The organism is Ruegeria sp. BHSC223 (assembly GCF_059613025.1).
Genome location: NZ_JBXWRR010000001.1, coordinates 285,285 through 302,622, shown reverse-complemented (window position 1 = coordinate 302,622; position 17,338 = coordinate 285,285). Strand labels below are relative to the sequence as shown.

Genomic DNA, 17,338 nt, shown 5'->3' with positions numbered 1-17,338 from the left:
ATTTGGGGCAGGTCATACCCTGCCCCATATGTCATTCGGATGACGGGGCCGATCAGGCCTCGGCGGTTGCCTCTTCGGCCAGCGCCTCTTCGGCGGGGGCCTCTTCCAGCTCGCCCAGGTCGACGCCTGCGGCGCCCAGCTGTGCCGACATGCCATCCAGCGCGGCGCGTGCGGCCAGGTCGCAATACAGCGCGATGGCGCGTGCGGCGTCATCGTTGCCGGGGATGATGTAATCCACACCATCGGGCGAGCAGTTGGTGTCGACCACGGCCACAACCGGGATGCCCAGCTTGTTGGCTTCGGCGATTGCCAGCGCTTCTTTCTTGACGTCGATGACGAACAGCAGGTCCGGCACGCCGCCCATTTCGCGGATCCCGCCCAGCGAAGCTTGCAGCTTGGCCTGGTCGCGTTCCATGCCCAGACGCTCTTTCTTGGTCAGGCCTTCGGCGCCGCCTTCCATCTTCTCGTCGATCATGCGCAGGCGCTGGATCGACTGCGACACAGTCTTCCAGTTGGTCAGGGTGCCGCCCAGCCAGCGGTGGTTCATGTAGTACTGGGCCGACTTCTCGGCGGCTTCGGCGATCGGGCCCGAGGCCTGACGCTTGGTGCCCACGAACAGAACGCGACCGCCCTTGGCGACGGTGTCGCGCACGGCTTTCAGCGCCTGGTCCAGCATCGGAACGGTCTGGGTCAGGTCGAGGATGTGGATGCCGTTGCGGGCGCCGTAGATGAACGGCGACATGCGCGGGTTCCAACGTTGGGTCTGGTGGCCGAAGTGAACGCCAGCTTCCAGCAGCTGACGCATGGAGAACTCGGGAAGAGCCATGCGGTATTTCCTTTTTCCGGTTTGCGCCTTGGCGGGGGAGAAGAAGCGGATGCTCCAACCGGCGGTTCGAATAGGGATGTCTCCCCCAAACGGACCAAAACCCCGCCTGCGGGTTTTGAATGGCGCGCGTATACGGCAGGTTGCCAGACGACGCAAGGGCCAATCGCCCTTATTTTGTGAGCCGAGCCAGGCTGTGCGCGTGGCGCACCGCTTCTTCGCAATGGGCGGCCAGCTCCTTACGGTTGTCAAAATCGCTCACCCGGGCAGGGGCGTGGTAGATCAGCTCGACCCGGCCCTGCCGCCGCGCCGCCAGCGTCTTGAGCAGATGGGGGCCGAATTCCATGTCGCCCCACCAGCCATAGAATCGCGCAGGCTGACCCTTGGGCGCGTGAAACACGACCGAGACCGGCTGCACATACATGATCGGCCGCAGTTCGGGCGCGAAAAACGCTGCAAACAGCGTTGTCTTGAACGGCAGAACCCTCAGCCCGTCGGTCGAGGTGCCTTCGGGAAAGAACAACAGTTTGTGCCCCACCGCCAGCCGCTCGGTGAAAACGCGGGTCTGTTGGCGCGCTTGCTTGGGGTTGCGTTCGATGAACACGGTGCCGGTGGCCCGCGCCAACCACCCGATGCCGGGCCATTTCGCCACTTCAGCCTTGGACACGAAATAGACCCGCTTGCGTGCGTTGAGCGCGAAGATGTCCAGCCACGAGGTATGGTTGGCCACCACCGCCCCATGCTCGCGCATCAGCTCTCCGCTGCTCTCGAAACCGATGCCGAGAATGCGAAAGGCGTTGCGGCAAACAAACTGGGTGATATGCGGCGTGACGGGCCGGTGCAGGCCGCACAGCGGCCGCTCGACCAGCCGCACCAGCAACAGCACGATCAACCCGCCAAAGACAAGCAGCGCCAGCGGCACCCCGCGCACCAGCACCAGAAGCCAGCCGATCAGGCCGATCTCGATCGGATCGGGGTCGTCCTCACTGTTCCAGAGCGGATCCATCGCTAGCCCCCGCCATAGATGCGCCGCTGACGCGCGTTCATCCGCGCGGTATCCAGGATCAGACAGACATCGGTGGTGTTGAACGCATGGTCGATATAGGCGCCATCGCCCACGAAACCACCCAGCCGCAGATAGGCCTTGATCAGCGCGGGCACCTCGAGCATCGCGCGGCGGCGGTCCAGCGCCTCGGGCGCGACCCGGTTCATGTCGACATAATGGGCGGGCTGGGTGCGCACCCGCAGATCCTCGGGCGCGAGGTGGTTGTGGTAGAGCATCGACAGCGGCTGGGCCAGCGCCTCGACATCGGTGCCGTGAAAGCTCGCTACCCCGAACAGAACCTCTATCCCGTGCCGGTCGACATAATCGGCCAACCCGTTCCACAGGTGATACATGGCCATGCCACCGCGATAATCGGGATGCAGGCACGAGCGCCCCAGTTCCAGCAACCGCCGCCCCGAGCGTTTCAGCACGCCCAGATCATATTCGTCCTCGGAATAGAACTGCCCCACCGCCTGCGCCTGCTCGCCCCGCAACAGGCGATAGACGCCCACCACCTGTCCGCTTTCATCGTCGATACACAGCATGTGATCGAAATACGGGTCAAAGCGGTCCCGCTCCAGCCCGACCTGATGATCGACCAGCGCACCGCCGCCGCCCAATTCGCGCACGAACACGTCATAGCGCAGGCGCTGGGCCGCGTGCAGTTCGGCCTCGGTCTCGGCCATCTTGACGGTAAAGGCGGGGCCGCGGTCTGGCATGGGTCTCCGGCGGATGCGTTCAGGTTGCGCGCAGATAGCGCGGCTTGCGCAGGCTTTGCAACACAAAGGCGCGGTCCTGCCCCGGTGTTAACCTTTCGGTAACGCAAATCACGGATCAAAGACCACAAGCAGGGCGATGCGTGTGCCGTCGATCACCACCTTGCCCTGATCGGGGAAATTCACGGTGATCTTGCCGGCGATGCTGGACTGGACCTGCCCGACACCCCAGTCGGGGTAGTCGGGGTGGCGCACGAACATGCCCGGTGCAAGAATGGCATTGAGATCGGTCATATCCGGGCCCTGGCTGATGGATGTGCGGGTCTGACAACGGAGGTATCCCATGGCCCAAAGCGGCGTCAACCTGGCCAGCCTGATCGGCTCGCGCATCTGTCACGATCTGATCAGCCCGATCGGCGCCATTACCAACGGGCTGGAGCTGCTCGACATGACCGGTTCGGTCGAGGGGCCCGAGATGGAACTGATTGCCGACAGCGTTGGCAATGCAGGGGCACGTATCCGATTCTTTCGCATCGCCTATGGCGCGTCGAGCGACCAGATGCTGGGCCGGGCCGAGCTGGTGGGCCTGCTCGACGACCTGAACCGCAGCGCCCGGGCCAAGGCCAACTGGTCACCGACGGAACCGGTCGCGCGGGCCGAGGTGCGGATGGCCTTTCTGGCGCTGCAATGCTGTGAAACCGCCCTGCCCTTTGGCGGCAGCGTGCGGATGGACCGGCAGGGCGACCGCTGGATCGTCACCGCCGAGGCCGAGAAACTGTCGGTCGATCCTGCCCTGTGGGAGGGGTTGAGCAACCCAGCCGCCCTGAAACAGGTGACACCGGCGCAGGTGCAATTCGCCCTCTTGCCCGCGGTGGTCGAAGATGCCGGTCGGCGGGTCACGGTGGAAACCAGCGACCGCCAACTGGTGATCCGCTTCTGATCAGGCCCGGGTCGTTCCGTTCCCGCGCACCAAGTATTTGAAACTGGTCAGCTGCGCCGCCCCCACCGGGCCGCGCGCATGCATCTTGCCGGTGGCAATGCCGATCTCGGCACCCATGCCGAACTCGCCGCCATCGGCGAACTGGGTCGAGGCATTGTGCATCAGGATGGCGCTGTCGAGCCGTTCGAAAAAGCGCTCGGCAACCGCGTCATCCTCGGTGATCACGCAATCGGTGTGGTTCGAGCCATAGTGCCGGATATGGGCGATGGCCGCGTCCACATCCTCGACCACCCTGGCCGAGATGATCATGTCGAGATGCTCCTTGCCCCAATCGGCTTCGGTTGCGGGAAGCGAGCCGGACAGCCCCTCGGCCCGCACCTCGACCCCGACCTCGATCAGCGCGCGCACCAGATCGGCACCAAGATTGTCCGCTATATCCTTGTGAATCAACAGACATTCCGCGGCACCGCAAATCCCGGTACGGCGGGTCTTGGCATTCAGGACCACGCGCAACGCCTTTTCGGGGTCGGCGGCCTTGTCGATATAGATATGCACGATGCCTTCGAGATGGGCAAAGACCGGCACCCGCGCCTCGCGCTGTACCAGACCCACCAGCCCCTTGCCGCCACGCGGTACGATCACGTCGACATAATCGGTCATGGTCAAGAGTTCGGACACAGCCGCCCGGTCGCGGGTCGGCACCAGTTGGATCGCATCCTCGGGCAGGTTCGCGGCGCGCAGCCCCTCGACCAGACAGGCATGGATCGCGCCCGAAGAGTGGAAACTCTCGGACCCGCCGCGCAGGATCACCGCATTGCCCGATTTCAGGCATAGCGCCCCGGCATCGGCGGTCACGTTGGGGCGGCTTTCATAGATCACCCCGATCACCCCCAGCGGCGTGCGCACCCGCTGGATATGGAGGCCCGAGGGCATGTCCCATTCCGCCAGAATCTCGCCCACCGGATCACCCTGTTCGGCCACGGTGCGCAACCCGTCGACGATGCCCTGAATGCGCGCCTCGTCCAGCATCAGCCGGTCCATCATCGCCGGGCTCAGCCCCTTGTCGCGGCCAAACTCCAGATCGCGCGCATTGGCTGCGATGATCTCCTCGCGCCGGGCCCAGACCGCATCGGCGGCACTTATCAGCGCCGCGCGCTTGGCCTCGGCGCTGGCAAAGGCCAGCTGGGCGGCTGCGGCACGGGCACGTTTGCCCAGGTCGGTCATGGTGGCAGAGATGTCGGCGATGTCTTTCATGTCGGGCCCCTGGGCTGCGGTCGGATCAATGGGTAGCGTCTGCGGGGCGACAGGTCAAAGCGCCATGTCGTCCCGGTGGATCAGCGCGGCGCGGCCTGGGTAACCCAGCGTCGCCTCGATATCCGAAGAGTGCCGCCCGCGAATGGCGCGCGCTTCGTCCCCGGTATAGCGGCACAGCCCCTGCCCCAGGCGCCGCCCGTCGGGCCCGAGGATGGCCACCGGATCGCCGCGTCCGAAATCGCCGGTGACCGAGGTGACGCCCGCAGGCAGCAGGCTCTTGCCGCCCTCCAGCGCGCGCGCGGCCCCCGCATCGACAGTGATTTCGCCGCGCGGTTTCATCGCCGCGATCCAGCGCTTGCGCGCCGCTTGCGGGTCAAGCGTCGCGGTGAACCAGGTGCAATTGGCGCCATTTTCAAGCGTTTTCAGTGGGTTCAGGGGCGATCCTTCGGTAATCGCCATGGCGCAACCGCCGGCGGTGGCCATCTGCGCCGCCATCAGCTTGGTCTTCATCCCGCCCTTGGACAGGCCCGAACCCGCATCGCCGGCCATGGCCACGATCTCGGGCGTGATCCGATCGATCACGTCGAACCGGGTGGCGCCGGGGTCGTCACTGGGGTTGCCGGTATAGAACCCGTCCACATCCGACAGCAGGATCAGCTGATCGGCGCCCACGGTGACCGCGATCTGTGCGGCCAGCCGGTCATTGTCGCCATAGCGGATCTCGTCGGTCGCTACAGTGTCATTCTCGTTGACGATGGGCACCGCCCCAAGGCCCAGCAGCGTTTCCAGCGTCGCGCGCGAGTTCAGATAGCGGCGGCGATCCTCGCTATCCTCAAGCGTGACCAGAACCTGCGCGGTGGTGATCTTGTGCGGGGCCAGCGCCTCTTCATAGGCGCGGGCCAGACGGATCTGGCCCACGGCGGCGGCGGCCTGCGACTGTTCCAGCGGCAGCGCCGTGCGCGGCAGGCCCAACACGCCCCGCCCCAACGCGATCGAGCCGGACGAGACCAGGATCACATCCATGCCCAGCCCCTTGAGCCAGGCCACGTCAGCGGCCAGGGAATGCAGCCATTCAGCCCGCAGATCGCCCGAGTTGCGGTCAACCAGCAGGGCCGAGCCGATCTTGACCACCAGCCGCCGGGCTGTCGTCAGGGTTGCCAAGGCTGCGACTCCTCCACAGGCTTTTCGCGCAGGCGGTTGGCGTCGATGCGGGCCCGCAGGGCGCGCAGAACCTCGGTCACCCCCTCGCGCGAGGCGCCTGACATCATCATCACCGGCCCGCCCGAGGCCTCTTCCAGCTCTTCGACCAGAAAGGCGCGTTCTTCGGCGTCCAGCGTGTCGATCTTGTTCAGCACGGTCACGCGGGGTTTGTCCGCCAGATCGCCGCCATAGGCCTCAAGCTCGCCAATGATGGTGTGGTAATCCTCGACCAGATCGCCCGAGGTGCCATCGACCAGATGCAACAACACCGCGCAGCGTTCCACATGGCCCAGGAACCGGTCGCCGATGCCGCGCCCCTCATGCGCGCCCGCAATCAGACCGGGAATGTCGGCGATCACGAATTCCACATTATCGACACCCACAACGCCCAGATTGGGATGCAGCGTGGTAAAGGGGTAATCGGCGATCTTGGGCCGCGCGTTCGACGTGGCCGCCAGAAAGGTCGACTTGCCCGCATTCGGCAGCCCCAAAAGACCCACATCGGCGATCAGTTTGAGCCGCAGCCAGATGGTGCGATCCACCCCCGGCTGGCCCGGATTGGCCCGGCGCGGCGCCTGGTTGGTGGCCGATTTGAAATGCAGGTTGCCGAAACCGCCATTGCCGCCCTTGGCCAGCAATACGCGCTGGCCCACCTCGGTCAGGTCGGCCAGAACGGTTTCCTCGTCCTCGTCCAGGATCTCGGTCCCCACGGGAACCCGCAGCACGATATCGTCGCCATCCTTGCCAGACCGCTGCTGACCCTTGCCGGGCACCCCGTTCTGGGCAAAGAAATGCTGTTGATAGCGAAAGTCGATGAGCGTGTTCAGCCCATCCACCGCCTCGGCCCAGACCGAACCGCCCTTGCCGCCATCGCCCCCGTCGGGGCCGCCATATTCAATGAATTTTTCGCGCCGAAAACTGACGCATCCATTCCCACCGGAACCCGAGCGGATATAGACCTTTGCAAGATCGAGAAATTTCATATGTGCTCCCTACTGCAAAGGCCCGGGCGGGCCAAGTCACAGTTTGCGGCTATAGGTCCAGGTGGGGACGGCGGCGTCGCGCGCCACCGAATAACTCTCGGCATCTCCAAGATACTGAAACCCGCAATGGGTCAAGACCCTGGCCGAGGCCGGATTGTCCTGAAACACGCTGGCGAACATGGTGGCGTTGCCCAGCGGGTTGGCATTCACCAGCGCCTCGACCGCCATCGAGGCGATGCCGGTATTCCAGAACACGGGCGCGACCCAATATCCGATCTCGGACTGGTTGCGATCCATCCGTTCCAGCGAAATGAGGCCCATCAGCTCGGGCCCGCCATCGCGGGTGGCATCCATCGCCCAGACATCCTCGGTCCGCTCCTCGCTCATCGCGCGGGCGACAAAGGCCTCGGCCATGCCCGGCGGCAGCGGATGCGGGAGAGAGGTGGTCATGCGCGCCACCCGCTCGTCGCGGGCGTAATGCTCGATCAGGCCCATATCCGACTTGCGCAGCGGGCGCAGGTCGAACCGTTCGGTTTCAATGACCGGCTGGTTTATGATCGTATCAAACTTCATTCCTGTGCTCCTCCTCCGAACACACCAAAAATCACGGATGCAACGGTCAGCCCCGCCAGCATCCACATCAGGTATTTCTCGCCAGGCCGTCCTGCAACCACCGCGGCAATGCGATCGCCGGCAAAGGTCCAGAGCGGGTGGAAAACCGCCTGACAGACCAACAGCCCCAGTGCCACGACCAGCGTCGCCTGAAACGGCGCGGTGCCCGGCGCCACGAAACCGGCAAATCCGGTGACGATCATCGCCCAGGCCTTGGGATTGAGCGGATGAACCAAGAGACCGGCGCCAAACCCCGGCGCGGCCCCGCCCCCGCCTTTACCGGGGGCAAGGCGCAGGTTGGCAATCTTCCAGGCCAGCCAGCAAATATAGGCCACGCAAAGATATTTGAGTGCCTGAAACAGCAGCGGCACCCGCTCGGCCAGTTCCATCAGGCCAAACCCCACCGGCCAGATCACCAGTTGCTTGCCCAACGCCACCCCGGCGACAAAGGGCAGCGCCGCGCGAAAGCCATAACGCGCACCGGTGGCCAGCAGGGCCATGTTGGCCGGGCCCGGCGTGCCCACCTGCGTGGCGGCAAAGAGCAGAAAGCTGGTCGTGGCAACGGCCATTGGGCGTCCGGTGAAACTTCGGTGAAAAACGAGAAAGGGGACCGGCAATCCTTGCCGGTCCCCCATGAATTTTTTCTAAACCTTCTGGGTTTCGGCTTACTCTGCGGCCTCCGCCACCGGCAGGACCGAAATGAAGGTGCGCTTTTTCAGCCCCTTGTGGAACTTCACGGCGCCGTCGACGGTTGCAAAGATCGTGTGATCCTTGCCCATGCCAACGCCTTCGCCCGGCCAGAACTTGGTGCCGCGCTGACGCACGAGGATATTGCCAGCGCCAACAGCTTCGCCGCCGTATTTCTTGACGCCAAGACGGCGACCGATGGAGTCGCGGCCGTTACGGGAGGAACCGCCAGCTTTTTTATGTGCCATTCTTTCTCTCCTTAGCCTTGAGCCAGCTCTTTGGCCTGCTCAACCCATTCGGGCTTTACCTTGACCGCGTCGATAGCAGCAATCTGCTCGTCCGACAAGGCGGCCAGCGCGGCAAAGCTGCCAATGCCCGCTTCAGCCAGCTTCTTGGCGGCTGCGGGGCCGACACCGGTGATCTTGGTCAGATCGTCCGAACCTGCGGCAGCAGCGGCCGCGGGCGCAGCGGCGCCCTTGGGGGCCTGGCCGGTTGCGGCTTTGACACCGGTCTTGTCTGCGCCCGAGGTCAGGATCTCGGTGATCTTGACCAGGGTCAGCTTCTGACGGTGGCCCTTGGTGCGCTGCGAGCTGTGCTTACGACGGCGCTTGACGAAATGGATCAGCTTTTCGCCCTTGACCTGGTCGATCACCTCGGCCTGAACGGCGGCGCCGTCAACCAGAGGCGCGCCCACGACCGGCGCGTCGCCGCCCAGCATCAGCACGTCGTTGAATTGAACTTTTTCACCTGCGTCGGCAGCCAGCTTTTCAACGCGGAGCACATCGCCCGCCTGAACCTTGTACTGCTTGCCGCCAGTCTTGAGGACCGCAAACATGCGTCTTTCCTTCTTGTCACCGCGTTCTTCGGTCCCCAGAGCCCCGGGCGTTTCGGCCCCATCACGGCGGCCACCTGCGAACAGCGCGCCCTGTTTCGGGCGGATTAACGGCCCTTCCGTTTCCGGGCAGGCCAAACGATAACGAAACCCGGCGCGGAATCCGGGCCGGGATGCGGGCTTATCCATGCCATGGAACGTATTGTCAACCGCAAAAAAACGGGGCATCGGGAAGACCGTCTGAATACACGTCCGTCAGTGGCGCGCTCAGATATCAGACGCCTTGAGAGCAAATCCTGTCGCCCGGCCCAGGTCATAGGATATCTCACCATAAAGCCGGTCGAAACCCTCAAACAGCGCCGCATTGAGCGCCTTTCCGGCGGCGCTTTGAGAAAACGCGATATTGGCCTGCATCTGGTCATCTTCCAGCGGCGTATAGGCAAAGTAGAGAAACCCCATCACCCAGCGCCGCGTTTCGGCCTCGGTCTCGTCGCGCGCCTCAAGCAAGCTGGCCAGCACCGCGCCATCATCGCGCGCGGTTCCCTGCCCGTCGCTGAGACCGCGATAGAACTGGAAATCGGCGCTGATCGCCCCTTTGACATTCTGGCCGATCAGGTCATTGGCCGCCACATAGGCGGCCACCTGACCCAGACGCGGATCGCCCTCGCCCGCCTCTTCGGCCCGATCCAGCGCCATCTCCTCGATGCCATCATCGGCAAAGGCACGCCGGGCCGAATTTTCCAGCGTCAGAATGGTCTGGCCGGTCGCGGTGCTGAAGAACGCGGTGGCGGCCGCAGCCTGCTCAGGGTCCAGATGATCTGACAAAGCATTACGCAGCGCCGCATGCATCCGATCCGGCGCATAGATCCGCGCCACCTGAGCGGCAAAGAACGCACCCCCCGCCCCTTCAAGCAATTCGGTATCGAGTGTCGCGCCGTAACGCAGCCCTTCTTCGCGCAGGATCTCGACCACCTCGGTCAACCGCATTGCCCGCGCCAGATCGTCATACGCGGGTTCGGCCGCTACCGGCGTCACCAGCCACAGACACAGAACCGCCCAGACGCGCCGCATCACAACTCCTGCACCGGCTGAAGCTCCGCCATGCGAACCGCCAGCACCTCGAACCGGTCGGCCATGATCGAGTATTGCACCGCGTTCAGCAATTCGTAGACCTCCTGCATCAGCGGCTGTTCCAGCGCCTCTGTATAGGCGTCCACCTCGTCATCGGAAAAGGCCTGATAGGTATAAGCCGCCGAGGCCAGCGCCGAGAGCTGGAGCGCATTGCGCATCTCGGTCTCGTTGCCGCGCAAAAGCTCGCGCAGATCGTCGACCTCCATTTGCAGATCGATCACCCCGGCGGCACTGGCCGCCAGCAGGAACCGCAGCTGGATCTCCTGCAAGGCGCGCAGCGCGGTGCCCGAGGAATCGATGGCCCGGTTCATCCGCTTCAGACTCTCGACCCGGCCCGAGCCATGCCGGACCAGTTCGGACACGATGGCCTCGCCCGCCTCTTCCTTCAGATCGTCATCGGCCATATGCGCGTCGTTCTCGGCCACCACCAGCCGCTGACCCAGGTCCGAGGCATAGAAGTCGACCGCATGATCAAGCGCCGCATCGCTCAGCGTCTGTTCCAGAATATCCAGCGCCTGTACGCGCATTCCCTTGGTGTCGAACACCTCGCGGGTCAATGTGGTCCACTGGCTGCCGAAACTCTCGGCCTCCAGCCCCAGCATCCCCGGCGCCGAGGCAGAAGCCTGGGCAATCGAATCCAGCGCCACGTCGAAACCGGTGGTGACGAGAAACGCCTCGATCCGCGCCCGGTCCGCCGCCCTGAGCGGCTGCGCAAGCGCGAAACCAAGAAGCAGAAAGCCGAAAAGAAGGGGCAAGGCGCCGCGAAACAGTCGTGTCATATGCCAAGCCTAAGCCATTTGCCCGCACGGGCAATGGAAATTCGGGCCGGTGCAAAAACTTGTCACTTTCCGCTTGCACCCCCGCGCGAACCTCACTAAATCCCCCCCTCACAGACCCCCGCGGAGAGGTGCCGGAGTGGTCGAACGGGGCGGTCTCGAAAACCGTTGTGGGTGCAAGCCCACCCAGGGTTCGAATCCCTGTCTCTCCGCCATGCATCCTTGAAATCATTGAATAATTTCCCGATCAGGGAAATCTATTGCCGATCTAGTGACAGTTTTCACGCGGTTGATTTGGGGTGCCCACAAGGGTTACAAGCGTTGATGGTCACGGGAGCGTGAAGGCTGCGTCTTGTCGCGCCTATTAGGATTGTTCTTACCTGTTCACGTCGAAGTTGAACTGTAGTCGCGAGAATATTAGGCTCTGAGCTACAAAAGCAATTTCGGAAAACAAATGAGCAAAATCGGTCTTTACGTCTATCAGCTTTGCCTCTCCGACGCGCACAACTACCAACAAATTCCGCTAGCGAACGCCGGTATAGGTTCGGAACTCTACGAGTTCCTTCCGCAGTTCGTTCGGGGGAAGGTTGCCGCGTTGCAAAACAACAACATCGAACGCAGTTGGAGACTGGAACCAGCGCAGGACCAAGGCCGGAGCAGACATGGAATCGTGCGTTATGGCACCTACGGTTATAGCTCAAACATCATCAATCCAGACGATAACGCAGTTCTCTACAATAGAAACGCGACTGACGTTGAAGAAATCCCGCTCTATTATCGCTTCTGGGTTCCCGACGCAGGCAACTTTGGCTTTGCGACGCTACAGTCGTTCAGGGACCGTTCTTGCGTTCGTCAAGTTCTTGGAGAACTTGCCAGCGAATTCAACCGCAGGTACGACCATATTCGCCTCACCACAAGAAAGGTGATGCCCGCAGCCGATGAAGTATATCGCAATGCTCAGGTCAAAAAACTCATACTGTCAAAAAAGCGCGTTCCAAAGGATCGGGCTGAGATTCTGAGAAACCTCCCGCCGGATGAATTGAATGTCGAACTTTCCTTCTCCGTGAGAAGAAATGGACGGTTTGGAGTTTTCTCCGATGTCGCCCCGCAAATTCGCGACGCGCGGGGAGGTGCAGCTTTTGTGTTCGATGGAATAGAGTTTGACGAGGCTAGCGCGATGGTCGCAATCGGAAACTCTTACATGAAAGTTGGTATAGTAGGCCCCTCAAACAATGCTGGCGTTATCGACATTTCGGATGATGTCGAATTTGGTGCAGATCAGCACCCAACTTTTCAGTCCGTTTCAGATGTTTCGGCGGAGGTAATTGAGAACTTTCGCGATCAGTATGGGATGAGGTGATGAAAGTCAGTCCTCTTGCAATATTTCGAGCACATTTTGGTACGCTTAAGAACCTCAACGAAGAGCGCATCAGCCGTTTGGATTTGTTTGTATTCTTCGGTGTACCTATCGCCTTTGGACTTGCTAGCTGGTTTCTATGCGTCAATCTTTCCGAAGATGTATTTTCAGCTTCAATCTCTGTTTTCGCAATCTTCTCCGCACTTCTTTTTAGCGTTCAGGTCGCCATGTATGGCGTCTTTCGTTCAGACCGGAAGGCAACAGGCGACAGAATCTTAGATGGTGAAGAGAAAAAATTAGTAGAAGAAACCAGAAAACTACTTCGTGAGATAAATGCGAATGTTTCCTATCTAATTCTACTTTCATGCATGGCAGTCACGATATTTCTTGTGTTTTTCTCGGCGTCCATTTCCAACAGACTGGAGGCCGCAATACTTATTGCGGTCTACACACATTTCCTCCTTACTGTCTCAATGGTTTTGAAGCGGGCGCACGAAGTCTTTGACTCTGAGTACGCGAAACCTTTGCAGTTCAAAGAATAAAAAAGCCCCGACCGAAGCCGGGGCAGTTGTTCCGAGTCTTGGCCCTACGGAAATTTATTCGGCTGCGGTGACGGTCGGGCCGGTCGCAAACGGCGCGTCAACGTCAACATGGGTGTTCATCTGACCGGCAATCGCTTCGGCGTAGAACGCGGGCTTGATTTTCGACAGGCCGCTTTCAACCCGTTCGGCTTCTTCGCGAACCTGATCGGCGACCAACAGGCGGTCAGCTTCGGCGGGAGCATGGGCGCGCATTGCGGCAATCGACAGGTCGCGTTGGCGGTCGTCACCGATATCGGTTTGGGCTTGGTTCATGGCTACGCTACCGCGACGTGCGTTTCGGCCTGCGCCGCGACGGTCGGGTTGTAGAAGCTGGAATGGACTCCGGCGATTGCCTTGTCGTAGCGCGACAGAAGGCTTTGCATTTCAACGCCTTGATCCATCGCCTTGTATGCGTTGGGGGCGTGTTTCTCTACGACGTCCACGCCCGGTGTGTTCCGGCACGCGATAGAAGTAGCTCGCCCGGCGGCGGCCATCAGCCTTGTAGGGGGGCTTCGCCTTCTCGATCTTCCAGTGACACTTCGGTTCCTCTAAGGGCGAGTTGATGATTGGGGACTCGACCTCGGCAACGGTGAGCGGGGCGCGGGCGGCGCCCTGCTGGGCGGCATGACCGGTAGCGCCATGGGCGTCGTCTATGACGTCGACACCTCCGAGGTCGATTTCGCGGCCTTCAACGAGGTCCAGCGCGGGCTCGAGGCGGGCCAGACCTGCCTGGTCGCCGCGGTGGACGAGACCTGGACCGCGCCGATCGACACCCGGATGCAGGCGCTCGGCGGCACCGTGATCCACAAGCCGCGCTACTCGGTGGCCGATGCCCATTACGAGGCCGAGGCCCGCGCGCTGGAAGCGCATCTGCTCCAGGCGCATTCCGACAACAAGGCCGCCATCAAGGCCCGGAGCGATGCAACCAAGGCAAAGATCGAGGCGAACAACGCAAGGATCGACGCCCGCATCGACCAGATGAACGCCGATCTCGACGCCCGGCTCGACGCGATCGACGCTCGCATCGAGGACGCCTCGAAGAAGACGCGCCAGACGCTCGCGGCGCAGAAGGCCCGGCTCAAGGCCGACCACGAGGCCCGCGTCGCCCGACTGCGCGCCAGGCTGGACGTCGCCGACGCGGTGATGACTGCCTGAGCCACGCCGGATCACAGGACCGGGCCGGCCCGACCGGGGCCGCCCTACAGTCCTTCCGAAAACCTGCGAGGCTTGCCGGACGCCCCGGAAGGGAAATGTTTGGGGGGACGTGTATTGTTGCAAGCGGTACCTGGGACGCCGAGGCAGCAACATCTGCTCACTGGCAAGGAGTAGAAATTCGATGAAAACACCCGGATGAAGGCAACGAGCCCATAGCGACATATGTTGTGTACCGTTCGACTGGTGCAGTGCGCAATCAACGGGCGGCCTCGTTTCAAATGCATGACCCAAACCATGCTGTTTTGCCAGGCCAAATCGCTGCATCGCCGCATTTGCACGCCTGCCTTTCGTACCTACTTCTGCACAGCGTAATGGCATTTACTTGGCCCCGTTCATCGGCCCGTACGCCCTCAAAGCCGTTGCATTTCAAAGCGCACGCGCCCGATCGGAATGCCAAAACGTGTCACGATCGCATCGTTGATTACCCTACCATCGGGATCGAAATAGATGACATCCTCGAAGCCCAGTCTGGTCACTTGGTCTTCTGACCGGAAATCGGCCAAATAGGAAAGCCGGATCTCGTTTCCAGTCTCCACGACATTCGCCACCCCTACTGTGTCTTCCCGCCGTCCCGTCCACTTGCCAGGCCCTGCTCGGTCAAACACCCATGTCAGGCGATTTTGCTCTCCATCGTCATAGAAGAAATCTTCCACGACCGTCAGGCGATCGCCGTCCAATCGACCGTCAAGGCGCGCCGTGAACCTTCGCTCATTGTCTGTCAGGTCAACTCTGAAGACACCTGCGCCGGTCGCCTTTCCCGAGAACGCTTGATCGAGTGTGATCGGATCGCGCGGCCCTTCGGGCGAGGTCGGCACGCGCGCGCATGCGCCCAGTGCAAGAGAGCCAAAAATAAAGGAGCGGCGCACTATCGACATAAATCACCTATGGGTCCTACGCAGCACAGCAACTGCGGACATGACTTGTCTATCTAGTCCAACACGTCGCTGAGTCGATAACAGAGAAAATCAATGAAAGCTCCCTGACTTGGTGCTTCCTCGGCGGCAGAGCTCACGTTCCGGCCGCTCCGAAAAAAGGGCGCTCTCAGGTGTCAGAATGCATGCAAGGCCTGATGTATTGTCATCGCGAAACGACATGGGCCGTGGTGAAATCCGACACGACGAAACCGTCGCTGTCCATCTTTGGGATTGGTTTCGCTCGGCGATGGCACTCATGCCACCTCGCGGGTGTAGGATGTGACAATACCGCCAAGCTTACGATTGCGCCGGATCGGGCCGTCGCGCACGGGCCGAAAATAGACTTGCAGCACATTGTTACCGATACCCCGTCCACGATGCGGGCGCTCGGTGTTGTAATGGCGCACCCAAGTGCGGAGGATGTAGTCGAGCTGCGACCGGCTGAAGCAGACGAAAAAATCCAGACATTCGCGCTTGATGGTACCGATGAAGGACTCAGCGAAGGCGTTGTCGTCCGGTGCTCTGTGCGGGATCTGGATGACCCTGGCACCTTCCGATGCCCAGACGATATCGAAGCAGGCGCTGAACTTGGTGTCGGCGTCTCGGATGAGGAAGCTCGGTTCGACCCCTTGCTTGGAGCACCACATAAGGTCGACTTCATCTTGCCGGGCTCCACTGCGACGTTTAAAAAAATTCACTATGTCAACGTGATGAGGCTCGCCTACATTTTGGCACCCTTCTCAGGGAAGGCCAAAGGCGCCCGGGACGGCGGATCGTCGTCGTCAAACTCGGGCTCGGGGTGCGACTGGGCCCTTGCTCGCCTGTTGGTCTACTCGATCGCGATGTTGCGGGCGCATTTCGCTGCTCGTCGCGATTGAACCAAATGACCATCTAAACCATCACCCATATCAATTAAAACAATGCATTAGGACGTGGAGAAGGTTGGACGCCAGACCCATCCCCTCCGGCTATTCCCAAGCGCGCCAAGACGCTGAGATGAAGTGGATTTGGCGTCCTTCGGATTTGACAGATTTGCCGCCTGACGTCCTTTCAATGCCTTGAAAGAGTACCACTATTCCTGCGGCATTGGACGTCGTCAGACAGCAAATCTGTCAAACCAGTGATGCAGGATGAATGGGTCCTGAGCCTAACCCAGACACCAAAAGGCCGGGCACATGGCCCGGCCCTTTAACTTCATTTACTCGTAGACTCAGGCGCGGCGGCGACGGCCACCGGCGCGGCCACCCCGGCCCCGGCCTTCGTCCCCCTCGGCCGCGGGCGCTTTGTTGGAGCGGATCCATTCGGCGCCGTGAGGGTCGTTATTGGTCAGCAGGTTGGCGGCGCGAATGGCCTCCATTTCCTTGCCCGCGCGCGGCAGGGTCGAGCCCAGACCGAACATGGTCACAAAGGTCTCGTCATCCATGCCCTCGGGCAGGATGATGCCGGCAGCGGCCACGGCCTCACGCTTTTCAGCAATGGCCTTTTGCGTCACCGGCAGCGCCACCGGGTTCATGATCGCGCTGGTCATGCCCGCACCCATTGCCATCGGCAGGAAGGCGTTGTTGATGCCATGCCGGTTGGGCAGGCCGAACGAGATGTTGGAGGCACCGCAGGTGGTGTTCACGCCCAGTTCCTCGCGCAGGCGACGCACCAGGGCAAAGACCTGCTGGCCAGCGGTTGCCATGGCGCCGATCGGCATGACCAGCGGGTCGACCACGATGTCATGGGCCGGGATGCCGAAATCGGCGGCACGCTGCACGATCTTCTTGGCGACGGCAAAGCGCACGTCCGGGTCTTCGGAGATGCCGGTATCGTCGTTCGAGATCGCAACCACCGGCACGTTGTATTTCTTGACCAGCGGCAGGATCTGCTCCAGCCGCTCCTCTTCACCCGTGACCGAGTTCAGCAGCGGACGGCCCTCGGCCGCCGCCAGACCGGCCTCGAGCGCGCCGGGCACCGAGCTGTCGATGCAGAGCGGCACATCGACCAGCCCCTGCACCAGTTCGACGATCTTGCGCATCAGCGGCGGTTCGGTCTCGTTGGGGTTGGGGTTGGAGTTATAGACAACACCCGCGTTGATATCGAGAACGGTGGCCCCGGCCGCAACCTGGGCGATGGCGTCCTTTTCCACGGTCGAGAAATCGCCCGCTTCCAGCTCGGCGGCCAGTTTCTTGCGGCCCGTGGGGTTGATCCGCTCGCCGATCACGCAGAACGGCTGGTCAAAGCCGATGATCGCGGTTTTTGTTTTGCTTTCAACAATGGTGCGGGTCAT

At 61.8% G+C, this 17,338-nt stretch carries 22 protein-coding genes and 1 tRNA gene; 5 read left to right on the top strand and 18 right to left on the bottom strand.

Features of this window, described 5'->3' with window-relative positions; all coding sequences use genetic code 11:
- Positions 1 to 52: 52 nt before the first annotated feature.
- From rpsB to AC2FNY_RS01500, 4 genes are all read right to left on the bottom strand, one after another.
- Positions 53 to 826 (bottom strand): 30S ribosomal protein S2, encoded by a 774-nt coding sequence (rpsB, locus tag AC2FNY_RS01515; RefSeq protein WP_496801420.1) that lies wholly within the window; start codon positions 824 to 826, stop codon positions 53 to 55.
- Positions 827 to 995: 169 nt separating this feature from the next.
- Positions 996 to 1,829 (bottom strand): lyso-ornithine lipid O-acyltransferase, encoded by an 834-nt coding sequence (gene olsA, locus AC2FNY_RS01510; RefSeq protein ID WP_496801419.1) that lies wholly within the window; start codon positions 1,827 to 1,829, stop codon positions 996 to 998.
- A 2-nt stretch (positions 1,830 to 1,831) separates the two neighbouring features.
- A complete protein-coding gene (gene olsB, locus AC2FNY_RS01505; protein ID WP_496801418.1) occupies positions 1,832 to 2,587 on the bottom strand; it encodes an L-ornithine N(alpha)-acyltransferase in 756 nt (251 codons plus the stop codon).
- 108 nt (positions 2,588 to 2,695) lie between these two features.
- On the bottom strand, positions 2,696 to 2,878 hold the full coding sequence (locus AC2FNY_RS01500) for a DUF3553 domain-containing protein (protein ID WP_234136748.1): 183 nt from the start codon (positions 2,876 to 2,878) through the stop codon (positions 2,696 to 2,698).
- 49 nt (positions 2,879 to 2,927) lie between these two features.
- On the opposite strand from AC2FNY_RS01500, the gene AC2FNY_RS01495 reads away from it, so the two are divergent.
- On the top strand, positions 2,928 to 3,524 hold the full coding sequence (locus AC2FNY_RS01495) for a histidine phosphotransferase family protein (RefSeq protein ID WP_496801417.1): 597 nt from the start codon (positions 2,928 to 2,930) through the stop codon (positions 3,522 to 3,524).
- Here AC2FNY_RS01495 and AC2FNY_RS01490 read toward each other — a convergent pair whose 3' ends face one another.
- The 9 genes from AC2FNY_RS01490 to AC2FNY_RS01450 all read right to left on the bottom strand — a co-directional run bounded on the left by AC2FNY_RS01490 (position 3,525) and on the right by AC2FNY_RS01450 (position 11,002).
- Complete coding sequence (locus AC2FNY_RS01490; RefSeq protein ID WP_496801416.1) at positions 3,525 to 4,778, bottom strand: glutamate-5-semialdehyde dehydrogenase; 1,254 nt, start codon at positions 4,776 to 4,778, stop codon at positions 3,525 to 3,527.
- 54 nt (positions 4,779 to 4,832) lie between these two features.
- Positions 4,833 to 5,939 (bottom strand): glutamate 5-kinase, encoded by a 1,107-nt coding sequence (proB, locus tag AC2FNY_RS01485; RefSeq protein WP_496801415.1) that lies wholly within the window; start codon positions 5,937 to 5,939, stop codon positions 4,833 to 4,835.
- Positions 5,927 to 6,961, bottom strand: coding sequence for a GTPase ObgE (obgE, locus tag AC2FNY_RS01480; protein ID WP_234170424.1), 1,035 nt, complete (start codon positions 6,959 to 6,961; stop codon positions 5,927 to 5,929). Before obgE ends, proB begins: the two co-directional genes overlap by 13 nt.
- A 36-nt stretch (positions 6,962 to 6,997) precedes the next feature.
- Entirely contained in the window at positions 6,998 to 7,534 is a 537-nt protein-coding gene (locus tag AC2FNY_RS01475; protein ID WP_234136753.1) for a GNAT family N-acetyltransferase, read from the bottom strand.
- Positions 7,531 to 8,142 carry a LysE family translocator gene (locus AC2FNY_RS01470; RefSeq protein WP_496801414.1) on the bottom strand — a complete coding sequence of 204 codons (612 nt, stop codon included), beginning with the start codon at positions 8,140 to 8,142 and terminating at the stop codon, positions 7,531 to 7,533. The genes AC2FNY_RS01475 and AC2FNY_RS01470 overlap by 4 nt, the downstream gene beginning before the upstream one ends.
- A 96-nt stretch (positions 8,143 to 8,238) precedes the next feature.
- Entirely contained in the window at positions 8,239 to 8,508 is a 270-nt protein-coding gene (gene rpmA, locus AC2FNY_RS01465; RefSeq protein WP_011047720.1) for a 50S ribosomal protein L27, read from the bottom strand.
- 11 nt (positions 8,509 to 8,519) lie between these two features.
- The gene (locus tag AC2FNY_RS01460) at positions 8,520 to 9,095 is read right to left on the bottom strand and encodes a 50S ribosomal protein L21 (protein WP_234162574.1); all 576 of its coding nucleotides are present in this window, start codon (positions 9,093 to 9,095) and stop codon (positions 8,520 to 8,522) included.
- A gap of 264 nt (positions 9,096 to 9,359) precedes the next feature.
- Positions 9,360 to 10,163: a DUF2059 domain-containing protein gene (locus AC2FNY_RS01455; RefSeq protein WP_496801413.1), complete on the bottom strand. Its 804-nt coding sequence runs from the start codon at positions 10,161 to 10,163 to the stop codon at positions 9,360 to 9,362.
- Positions 10,163 to 11,002 (bottom strand): DUF2059 domain-containing protein, encoded by an 840-nt coding sequence (locus AC2FNY_RS01450; RefSeq protein ID WP_496801412.1) that lies wholly within the window; start codon positions 11,000 to 11,002, stop codon positions 10,163 to 10,165. The genes AC2FNY_RS01455 and AC2FNY_RS01450 overlap by 1 nt, the downstream gene beginning before the upstream one ends.
- A 122-nt stretch (positions 11,003 to 11,124) precedes the next feature.
- Here AC2FNY_RS01450 and AC2FNY_RS01445 point away from each other — a divergent pair.
- The 3 genes from AC2FNY_RS01445 (at position 11,125) to AC2FNY_RS01435 (ending at position 12,898) form a co-directional block, all read left to right on the top strand.
- Positions 11,125 to 11,214: transfer RNA gene (locus tag AC2FNY_RS01445), tRNA-Ser, on the top strand.
- Positions 11,215 to 11,453: 239 nt separating this feature from the next.
- Positions 11,454 to 12,359: a hypothetical protein gene (locus AC2FNY_RS01440; RefSeq protein WP_496801411.1), complete on the top strand. Its 906-nt coding sequence runs from the start codon at positions 11,454 to 11,456 to the stop codon at positions 12,357 to 12,359.
- Positions 12,359 to 12,898, top strand: coding sequence for a hypothetical protein (locus AC2FNY_RS01435; RefSeq protein ID WP_496801410.1), 540 nt, complete (start codon positions 12,359 to 12,361; stop codon positions 12,896 to 12,898). The genes AC2FNY_RS01440 and AC2FNY_RS01435 overlap by 1 nt, the downstream gene beginning before the upstream one ends.
- A 54-nt stretch (positions 12,899 to 12,952) precedes the next feature.
- Here the strand turns inward: AC2FNY_RS01435 and AC2FNY_RS01430 are convergent, their stop codons facing one another.
- Positions 12,953 to 13,210, bottom strand: a complete 258-nt coding sequence (locus AC2FNY_RS01430; protein WP_496801409.1) for a hypothetical protein — start codon at positions 13,208 to 13,210, stop codon at positions 12,953 to 12,955.
- A gap of 2 nt (positions 13,211 to 13,212) precedes the next feature.
- Positions 13,213 to 13,380, bottom strand: coding sequence for a hypothetical protein (locus AC2FNY_RS01425; RefSeq protein WP_496801408.1), 168 nt, complete (start codon positions 13,378 to 13,380; stop codon positions 13,213 to 13,215).
- A 196-nt stretch (positions 13,381 to 13,576) separates the two neighbouring features.
- Here AC2FNY_RS01425 and AC2FNY_RS01420 point away from each other — a divergent pair, with 196 nt between their 5' ends.
- Positions 13,577 to 14,092, top strand: coding sequence for a hypothetical protein (locus AC2FNY_RS01420; RefSeq protein ID WP_496801407.1), 516 nt, complete (start codon positions 13,577 to 13,579; stop codon positions 14,090 to 14,092).
- 410 nt (positions 14,093 to 14,502) lie between these two features.
- On the opposite strand, the gene AC2FNY_RS01415 is transcribed toward AC2FNY_RS01420, so the two are convergent.
- The 3 genes from AC2FNY_RS01415 to AC2FNY_RS01405 form a co-directional block, all read right to left on the bottom strand.
- Complete coding sequence (locus AC2FNY_RS01415; protein WP_496801406.1) at positions 14,503 to 15,027, bottom strand: DUF3833 family protein; 525 nt, start codon at positions 15,025 to 15,027, stop codon at positions 14,503 to 14,505.
- A gap of 293 nt (positions 15,028 to 15,320) precedes the next feature.
- A complete protein-coding gene (locus AC2FNY_RS01410) occupies positions 15,321 to 15,713 on the bottom strand; it encodes an integrase core domain-containing protein (protein ID WP_496801405.1) in 393 nt (130 codons plus the stop codon).
- A 563-nt stretch (positions 15,714 to 16,276) separates the two neighbouring features.
- Positions 16,277 to 17,338: a methyltetrahydrofolate cobalamin methyltransferase gene (locus AC2FNY_RS01405; protein ID WP_234136763.1), complete on the bottom strand. Its 1,062-nt coding sequence runs from the start codon at positions 17,336 to 17,338 to the stop codon at positions 16,277 to 16,279.

Excerpts from the sequence above, each read along its gene's own strand:
- rpsB (WP_496801420.1), bottom strand. The coding sequence starts at position 826 with ATGGCTCTTCCCGAGTTCTCCATGCGTCAGCTGCTGGAAGCTGGCGTT.
- olsA (WP_496801419.1), bottom strand. The coding sequence starts at position 1,829 with ATGGATCCGCTCTGGAACAGTGAGGACGACCCCGATCCGATCGAGATC.
- olsB (WP_496801418.1), bottom strand. The coding sequence starts at position 2,587 with ATGCCAGACCGCGGCCCCGCCTTTACCGTCAAGATGGCCGAGACCGAG.
- AC2FNY_RS01500 (WP_234136748.1), bottom strand. The coding sequence starts at position 2,878 with ATGACCGATCTCAATGCCATTCTTGCACCGGGCATGTTCGTGCGCCAC.
- AC2FNY_RS01495 (WP_496801417.1), top strand. The coding sequence starts at position 2,928 with ATGGCCCAAAGCGGCGTCAACCTGGCCAGCCTGATCGGCTCGCGCATC.
- AC2FNY_RS01490 (WP_496801416.1), bottom strand. The coding sequence starts at position 4,778 with ATGAAAGACATCGCCGACATCTCTGCCACCATGACCGACCTGGGCAAA.
- obgE (WP_234170424.1), bottom strand. The coding sequence starts at position 6,961 with ATGAAATTTCTCGATCTTGCAAAGGTCTATATCCGCTCGGGTTCCGGT.
- AC2FNY_RS01475 (WP_234136753.1), bottom strand. The coding sequence starts at position 7,534 with ATGAAGTTTGATACGATCATAAACCAGCCGGTCATTGAAACCGAACGG.
- AC2FNY_RS01470 (WP_496801414.1), bottom strand. The coding sequence starts at position 8,142 with ATGGCCGTTGCCACGACCAGCTTTCTGCTCTTTGCCGCCACGCAGGTG.
- rpmA (WP_011047720.1), bottom strand. The coding sequence starts at position 8,508 with ATGGCACATAAAAAAGCTGGCGGTTCCTCCCGTAACGGCCGCGACTCC.
- AC2FNY_RS01460 (WP_234162574.1), bottom strand. The coding sequence starts at position 9,095 with ATGTTTGCGGTCCTCAAGACTGGCGGCAAGCAGTACAAGGTTCAGGCG.
- AC2FNY_RS01455 (WP_496801413.1), bottom strand. The coding sequence starts at position 10,163 with ATGCGGCGCGTCTGGGCGGTTCTGTGTCTGTGGCTGGTGACGCCGGTA.
- AC2FNY_RS01450 (WP_496801412.1), bottom strand. The coding sequence starts at position 11,002 with ATGACACGACTGTTTCGCGGCGCCTTGCCCCTTCTTTTCGGCTTTCTG.
- AC2FNY_RS01440 (WP_496801411.1), top strand. The coding sequence starts at position 11,454 with ATGAGCAAAATCGGTCTTTACGTCTATCAGCTTTGCCTCTCCGACGCG.
- AC2FNY_RS01435 (WP_496801410.1), top strand. The coding sequence starts at position 12,359 with ATGAAAGTCAGTCCTCTTGCAATATTTCGAGCACATTTTGGTACGCTT.
- AC2FNY_RS01430 (WP_496801409.1), bottom strand. The coding sequence starts at position 13,210 with ATGAACCAAGCCCAAACCGATATCGGTGACGACCGCCAACGCGACCTG.
- AC2FNY_RS01420 (WP_496801407.1), top strand. The coding sequence starts at position 13,577 with ATGGGCGTCGTCTATGACGTCGACACCTCCGAGGTCGATTTCGCGGCC.
- AC2FNY_RS01415 (WP_496801406.1), bottom strand. The coding sequence starts at position 15,027 with ATGTCGATAGTGCGCCGCTCCTTTATTTTTGGCTCTCTTGCACTGGGC.
- AC2FNY_RS01410 (WP_496801405.1), bottom strand. The coding sequence starts at position 15,713 with ATGTGGTGCTCCAAGCAAGGGGTCGAACCGAGCTTCCTCATCCGAGAC.
- AC2FNY_RS01405 (WP_234136763.1), bottom strand. The coding sequence starts at position 17,338 with ATGACCCGCACCATTGTTGAAAGCAAAACAAAAACCGCGATCATCGGC.